The 7,180-nt window shown below is 57.6% G+C and carries 4 protein-coding genes and 1 pseudogene; all 5 read right to left on the bottom strand.

Features of this window, described 5'->3' with window-relative positions; translation table 11 throughout:
* Positions 1–234 precede the first annotated feature (234 nt).
* Positions 235–690: a helix-hairpin-helix domain-containing protein gene (locus tag WH265_RS18960; RefSeq protein WP_339559310.1), complete on the bottom strand. Its 456-nt coding sequence runs from the start codon at positions 688–690 to the stop codon at positions 235–237.
* 47 nt (positions 691–737) lie between these two features.
* Entirely contained in the window at positions 738–1,196 is a 459-nt protein-coding gene (locus WH265_RS18955) for a hypothetical protein (protein WP_339559309.1), read from the bottom strand.
* Between the two features lie 277 nt (positions 1,197–1,473).
* Positions 1,474–2,831, bottom strand: a pseudogene (locus WH265_RS18950) (IS3 family transposase).
* Positions 2,832–2,927: 96 nt separating this feature from the next.
* A complete protein-coding gene (locus tag WH265_RS18945) occupies positions 2,928–5,996 on the bottom strand; it encodes an efflux RND transporter permease subunit (protein WP_339559307.1) in 3,069 nt (1,022 codons plus the stop codon).
* Entirely contained in the window at positions 5,989–7,110 is a 1,122-nt protein-coding gene (locus tag WH265_RS18940; RefSeq protein WP_339559306.1) for an efflux RND transporter periplasmic adaptor subunit, read from the bottom strand. Before WH265_RS18940 ends, WH265_RS18945 begins: the two co-directional genes overlap by 8 nt.
* Positions 7,111–7,180: the final 70 nt, after the last annotated feature.

Below are 7,180 nucleotides of genomic sequence, written 5' to 3'. Positions count from 1 at the left end.
CCTGAGTCCGGTGCAATACCGGATTCAGGCCTTCAGTCCCTAGCTTCCAACTGTCCAACTTCTTGGGGTCAGTTCAAGTTGCGGGCTAAACACTCGAGATCAAACCTTTGTGCTGTGTTGATTCTCCGTGATATGGAGCGATCATATGGCCGCCACTGGGCCATGACCTTGAACAAGGTCAAAGATTGATGAGCTGAAAACTGTAGGTTGTGCGCTTAAGTGCAGGAATGATTTTTATGTACTGTGGTTGCCGCGCGGCAGCTCGTAGTGTTGACTGGGATAGAAGATCTTTTCGATCTCCCTGAGCTTTGCAATACCCAGACCCCTGATCTTCAGCAGATCTTTTGGCTCCAACTCTACAAGTTGCTCTGCCGTCATGATGCCCCCGCGAGCTAGCGCTTGGACCGTACCAGGGGAAAGGATGCCGTTAAGGGATGAGCCCTTGGTTTGCCGAATTGGGGAGGATATTCGTGCTGGCGTGTACGAGCTGCCTGGGAACAGTGCAGTCTCGATTTGTTTGAATCGGAGCTGACCCATGCCCCGCATCTTTAACAGATCGAGTGGATAGGCCTTACGTACCCCATCAACTGTTGTGATTCCGTTCCGCGCGAGAACCCGTGTCACATACTTTGGCAGCAAATTCCCCAACATGGCATCATTTTGTAGTTCTTCCGGCATGATCATCATCATAGATCTAAGCGCCCAGAACTTGTAAACTAATTTAGCAAAACAATGACTTAATCTGGGAGAGACGGAGGCGGCTGCTTACCTGTAGGCGGATCATATCGATGCCCAGGAAAGAAGATCCGCTCGACCTCGCGCAGGGAGCCGAGCCCGAAAGAGCTGATCCTCATCAGCTTTTCGGGGTATGCGTCGCGAAGTTGCGGCTCGCTTAGAATCCCGTTTCGCGCCAAGCGGCGCACGACGGCCAGCGGTAACGGCGAGTTTTTCAGGGTCGAGCCAGGCACTTCGGGAAATGGAGGCGCGGCAAATTGTGGTTTGTACCACTCGGTGTGGATCAATTCAGCTTCAATCATGCGGAATCGCACGATCCCTATACCTGGCATGCGAAGCAGTCTTTCTGGATACGCTCGTTTGACCGCCTCAACGGTGTGAAGATTGTTCTTGCCGAGGACCCTCACCAGTCCAAGAGGGAGTTTTCCTTGCAACGGAGTTTTTGCGCTTTCATTTGCCATTTGCGGGCAATGGTAGCAATAGTGACTGCTGTAGCCGCTAAATTTTGGCGCTTTCTGTTGATTTCCACACGGAAGTGACCCACTAACCCCCGATGGGTCAGGTTTGCATGGAAATCAACAGGTACTCGCCTCGATGCTCTTGCACCATGCGCACGGCGCGCTCGCGCACCTCAGGTGAAAACTTGTTTGACTTCGTCATGGCTCAATCCTCTCAGAGTATTGAGCCTCCTCAAAAGTGAACTGCCCCCCAGAAGTTGGACGGTCACGATTCCGCCGATCAGGCGGTACTTCTCAGCCGGTACTCCACCGGGCTGAGCCCTTGCAGCCCGAGCTTGATGCGCTCGTGGTTGTAGTAGTGGACGTAATCATGCACGCCCGCTTCGAGTGCATCAATGCTGTCGGGTTTGTCGAGATGGAAGTACTCAGCTTTCAGTGTGCCGAAGAAGCTTTCAATCGCTGCGTTGTCGAAGCAGTTGCCTTTGCTGCTCATGCTTTGCTTGACACCATGACTCGCCAGCATCGCTCTGTAGGGCTGCATCTTGTAGTGCCAACCTTGGTCGGAGTGCACGATCAGGTCAGCGGTGGACTTGGCGCGCGAGAGCGCTGTCTCGAGCGTGCCGGAAACCAGCTCGAAGACTGGCCGCCGTGCCATGCGGTACGAGACGATCTCGCCGCAGTACAGGTCCATGCAGGCTGACAGGTAAAGCTTTTGGCCGCGTACATTGAACTCGGTGACATCGGTCGCCCACTTCTGGTTCGGCGCAGTCGCGCAGAAGTCACGCCGCAGAACGTTGGGTACGTGCGCATCACTCATGCCCGGGATATGCCGGGAGCGCTTCTTCGCCCGGATCAACGCACGTAGCCCCATCTTTTGCATCAGACGCTGCACGCACTTGTGGTTGACCGGCTCCGCCATTGAATTACACAGCGCTGCCGTGATCCGCCGGTATCCGTAGCGGCCCTTGTGCTCGTCATACACAGTACGAATTCTGGCCTCCATGGCTCGTTGTTGGTCGACGCGCTGGGCCGCCTGGCACTGGTAGTAGAACGTGCTGCGCGCCAAGCCTGCTACCTCCAACAGGTCGGCCAGCTTATAGTCATGCTTCAACCCGGTAATCAGGCGCGCTTTGTCGGCGCAGCTGACATCTTCGACCGGATCAAGGCATGCAATTTTTTTAGGTACGCGACCTCCGCGCGCAGTCGGTCGTTCTCTTCTCGCAGGATTTTCTCCGCATCGGCAACGACCGTGCTCAACGGTTCTGCAGAACGTCGTTTTGGCTTCATCTTGGGCTGTTCTTCTTTCCCGCTCTCGCGCGCCTGCAGGCGGCCTTGATTGAGATTGCGTCGCCAGACCACGACCTGATTGGGATTGCGGATGTCATAGAGCGCTGCGACCTGGCGGCTGGAGAGCTGCTCTCGATCCTGATGAACCAGCACCTGCAGCTTAAACTGCGTACTGTACGCGCTGCGCTTGGGGCGCAAGCCGTCGATGCCGTGCAGTCGGTAGTGGCTCACCCAGGTGCGGACCTTCTCCTCAGGCACCGACCACCGACGAGCCAAAAGCTTCGCGCCGCCTTCGCCTGCCAAGAAGCTCTGGACCACTTCCAGTTTGAACTCCGTCTCGTACTTCTTCATGAAACCCCTTGAAGTTCGTCCAACTTCTGGGGGTCAGTTCAAAACCGGGGCGATTCAGTCTTCAATCTACGACCTTGTACGAGCTCATCAAACCCGCTAGCAGTTTTTAACTGAAGGGCGGATTCGGAACCAGATCGAGTACATCGCAGGCAGAAACACCAAGGTAAGAACCGTGCCAGCCAGCGTCCCGCCGATGAGTGTGTAGGCAAGCGTTCCCCAAAACACGGAGTGCGTCAATGGGATGAACGCCAGAATGGCCGCCAGAGCGGTCAAGATGACAGGACGGGCGCGTTGGACGGTGGCTTCCACCACCGCATGGAACGGATCTAGCCCCTCCTGCTCGTTGTGCTGAATCTGCCCGATAAGAATCAGGGTGTTGCGCATCAGAATCCCCGACAGCGCAATCAGACCGACCAATGCGTTGATACCGAAAGGCTGCTGAAAAAGAATGAGTGTCGGAACTACACCGATCAACCCCAAGGGGCTGGTCAGGAACACCATGACCATCGCCGACATCGACCTGACCTGCAGGATGATGATGATCAAAGTGATGGCGATCATGATGGGAAACAAGGGCAGCATGGCGGTCATGGCCTTTGCAGACTCTTCGATCGACCCCGCTTCTTCAATGCGATAGGAAGGAGGCAAGGCGTCCTTGATGGCTTTCAGCTCCTTGCTAATGGCCGCCGAGACGTCAGGCGGTTGTAATGTGTCATCAATGTCTCCGCGCACGGTGATGGTAGGCACGCGGTCGCGGCGACGCATGATGGGCTCCTCCATTTGCACGGTGACTTCGCCCAATTGCGACAAAGGAATGCGCTGGCCTGACGCGTTGGTGAGCGTGAAATCGCCGATCCTTGCGGCATCCAGGCGCGTGTCGCCCGCCGAGCGTGCTGTCACGACGACGGTGCGAATGTCTTCACGCACGGTCGTTACTGGCACTCCACTCAGCAGGAACTGCAGTTGTTGTGCTACCCCGGATGAGGTGAGGCCAACCGCCTGCAGACGATCTTGATTCAGGGTGAAGCGCATGACGGGAGTTTGCGTACCCCAGTCAGCGTTCACGGTACGCATCATCGGGCTATCTTCCATCACCTTTTGCACCTGAGCGGCGATCAGACGCAACTGCTTAGAGTCCGGGCCGGAGACTCGGTAGGCGACCGGGAAAGGTGAATACGGACCGAAGACGATCTGCGTTGCTCGCAGCTGCGCTTCGGGTGCCAAGCCTTGAGCAACCGCCTCTCGAAACCTGTGCTTCAGTGCGTCACGCTGCGCCTGGTCTGCGGTGCGCACGACGATCTTGGCAAAAGAGGGATCGGGCAACTCAGGCGAGATAGCCAGGAAAAAACGTGGGGCGCCCTGGCCAATATAGGCGGTCACGATCTCCGATTCAGGTTGCTGCGACAGCCACTCTTCCACCTTTTTGGTAGTCTCGCTCGTTTGCGTGATGGAGGTGCCGTAAGGCATTTGCACTTCAACCATCACTTCGGGCCGATCAGAGATCGGGAAGAACTGCTTCTTGACGACCCCCATGCCCAGCACGGCAGCGGTCATCAGGGCGCCAACGGTGGCGGCGACAAGCCACTTGTGCGCTATGACAGATCCCAACATTCTGCGAAATCTCTCGTAGCGCGACGAACCGTACATCGCCGCATGCCCGCCCTCGACCTTCTTGAGGTCGGGCAGCAACTTGACCCCCAGATAGGGCGTGAACACCACGGCAACCACCCAAGATACGATCAGCGCAATACCGACGATCCAAAACATATTGCTGGTGTACTCACCTGCGGTGGAGCGAGCGAAGCCATTTGGCATAAATCCCACTGCGGTGACCAGCGTTCCCGACAGCATAGGCGCGGCAGTATGGCTCCATGCATAAGCAGAAGCAGCTACGCGGTCGAAACCCTCTTCCATTTTCACCACCATCATCTCGATGGCAATGATGGCGTCATCCACCAGCAGCCCGAGCGCAAGGATCAGGGAGCCTAGCGTAATACGATCAAAGTTCTTGCCCGTCGCGGCCATGACGATGAACACGGCAGCGAGTGTGAGCGGCACGGCGGCTGCGACAACCACGCCCACCCGCCAGCCCATGCTGACAAAACAGACCACCAGCACCACCATGAGCGCAGCCAGGAACTTAAGCATGAATTCATCTACCGAAGCGGCGATGTTCACAGACTGGTCGGTCACCTTGCTCAAGCTGATGCCCAGCGGCATGTCCGCGTTGATGGCGTGTACTTCGTCTTCAAGCGCCTTGCCAAGGTCGAGCCCATTCCAGCCATCACGCATGATGATGCCGAGCAGCAGCGCCGGCTCTCCACCGTTGCGGATGATGAATGTTGAGGGCTCTTCGTAGCCGCGCTTGACGATCGCAATATCAGATAGTTTGATCGTCCTGCCTTGGGAGACGATGGGGGTGTTGCGGATCTTCTGCAGCTCGTCAAAAGCACCATCGATGCGAATGAAAACCTGTGGGCCCTTGGTTTCGATAGAGCCGGCGGGCGTTAGCGCATTCTGGTTGTTCAGCGCGGCAAAGACTTCTTGTGGGTTGATTCCCAGCGTGGCCAGGCGCTCGTGCGAGAACTCGACATAGATCCGCTCTGATTGCTCGCCGACTATGTTGACCTTCTTCACCCCTGGTACATGGAGCATGCGTTGGCGTAGCGCTTCCGCATCACGCACCAGCACCCGTTGCTCCTCACCCCGGGCCTTGAGCGCATAGATCGCAAAGGTGACGTCTGAATACTCATCGTTCACCATCGGGCCTACCACCCCGGAAGGCAGATTGCGTGCTTCATCCCCCAGCTTTTTTCGAGCTTGGTAAAACTCTTCCTGCACGTCGCCAGGAGGGGTGGAATCGAGCAAGGTCAAGGTGGTGAAAGCCAGTCCAGGGCGGACAAAGGTCTCTGTCCGGTCATACCAGCGCAACTCCTGCAAGCGCTTTTCCAGCTTCTCGGCGACTTGATCCTGCATTTCCTGCGGGGTAGCACCGGGCCAAGCGGTGACGACTGTCATGCTTTTGACGGTGAAGGCGGGGTCTTCCGCTCGACCTAGCTTCAGGAAAGCGAACACCCCTGTCAATGAGATCAGCAAAATTAGGAAAAGGCTGATGGAGCGCTCGCGTACGGCCAGCGCGGAAAGATTGAAACGACTCTCAGCCACGGGAAGCTCCTGTGGACGTGGCCGCTGCGGGCGTCTCGTTGCTGAGGCGCACTTGAGCGCCCTCGCTCAGCAGATGTGCGCCGAGCGCCACAATGCGGTCACCCGTCCGAAGCCCGCCCGTTACCTGGGCGTTGCTGTCCTCGATTCGCACCATGGTGACGGGCTGCCTTCTCACCTGATTCTCCTGAACCACCCAAACTGCGGGACCCTGGCCTGCGTCATGGATAGCACCTAACGGCACCAGCAAAACGCCGTTGGAGAGTTCTGAGGCGTTGCGACCAAGCTTGACAGTGACCGTGCTGCCCAGAGGAGCGCTGCCAGCACTTGCAGGGTCGAGTACATACCGCGCCTCAAAGGTCCGCGTTGCTTTGTCTGCCACATCGGAGAGTTGACGCAGACGGGCCTGAACCACGACGTCGTCCTTGCCGAACAAAGTGGCTTGGGCCACCGAGCCCAAGGCAGGTCTTAAGGTTTCAGGCAATTGAACGACGGCCTCACGCTTGCCAGCATGGGCAACACGCACGACGACCTGACCCGCGCTGATGATCTGACCAGGTTCGGCAAGCGTCTCCATCACGATGCCGTCTGAATCAGCCACCAGCTCCGCATATCGGCTGGCATTGCGCGCCACAGCTGCCTGCGCCTCGGCCGCGCGCAGCTGTGCCCTGGCGGTATCCGCTGCTGCTTTGATCTGGTCGTAAGCCGATGCCGCAATGGCCCCGGTGCCTTGCAGCGCGCGGTAACGCGCCTCTTCGTTGTCGGCCTGCAGCGAGCGGGCGCGGGCGGCAGAAACGGCTTCATCTTGCGCAACGGCGGCCAGTTTCAAATCAACCGGGTCGACACGCATCAGTGGCTGGCCCCGTTTGACCGCCTGGCCGTTGTCCACCAATCGCTCAAGCACCTTGCCTGTTACGCGAAAGCCAAGGTCGCTTTGCACCCTCGCGGCGATGGTGCCGCTAAATTCCCGACCCGAAGAAGCCGCCATGGATACCAGCACGGTACGCACCAGGGGAGTCTGGGTCCGCGGATCTGGGGAGGTGGTTTTCCCGCAGGCGACCAGCGTGAGGGACAGCGCGCCAAAGGCGACTAGAGACAGATGACGGAGCGGGAGCATGTGAGTCCTGATGGATGACCAGGACCGCATTCTGTAATTAGTGACCAATAAAGTCAATAGTCACCATGTG

It is taken from the genome of Comamonas sp. MYb396 (genome assembly GCF_037479555.1).
GTDB lineage: Bacteria > Pseudomonadota > Gammaproteobacteria > Burkholderiales > Burkholderiaceae_C > Comamonas.
Note: the sequence above shows the minus strand (reverse complement) of the source record. Positions and strands in the feature narration are given on the sequence as shown.

Excerpts from the sequence above, each read along its gene's own strand:
- WH265_RS18960 (WP_339559310.1), bottom strand. The coding sequence starts at position 690 with ATGATGATGATCATGCCGGAAGAACTACAAAATGATGCCATGTTGGGG.
- WH265_RS18940 (WP_339559306.1), bottom strand. The coding sequence starts at position 7,110 with ATGCTCCCGCTCCGTCATCTGTCTCTAGTCGCCTTTGGCGCGCTGTCC.
- WH265_RS18955 (WP_339559309.1), bottom strand. The coding sequence starts at position 1,196 with ATGGCAAATGAAAGCGCAAAAACTCCGTTGCAAGGAAAACTCCCTCTT.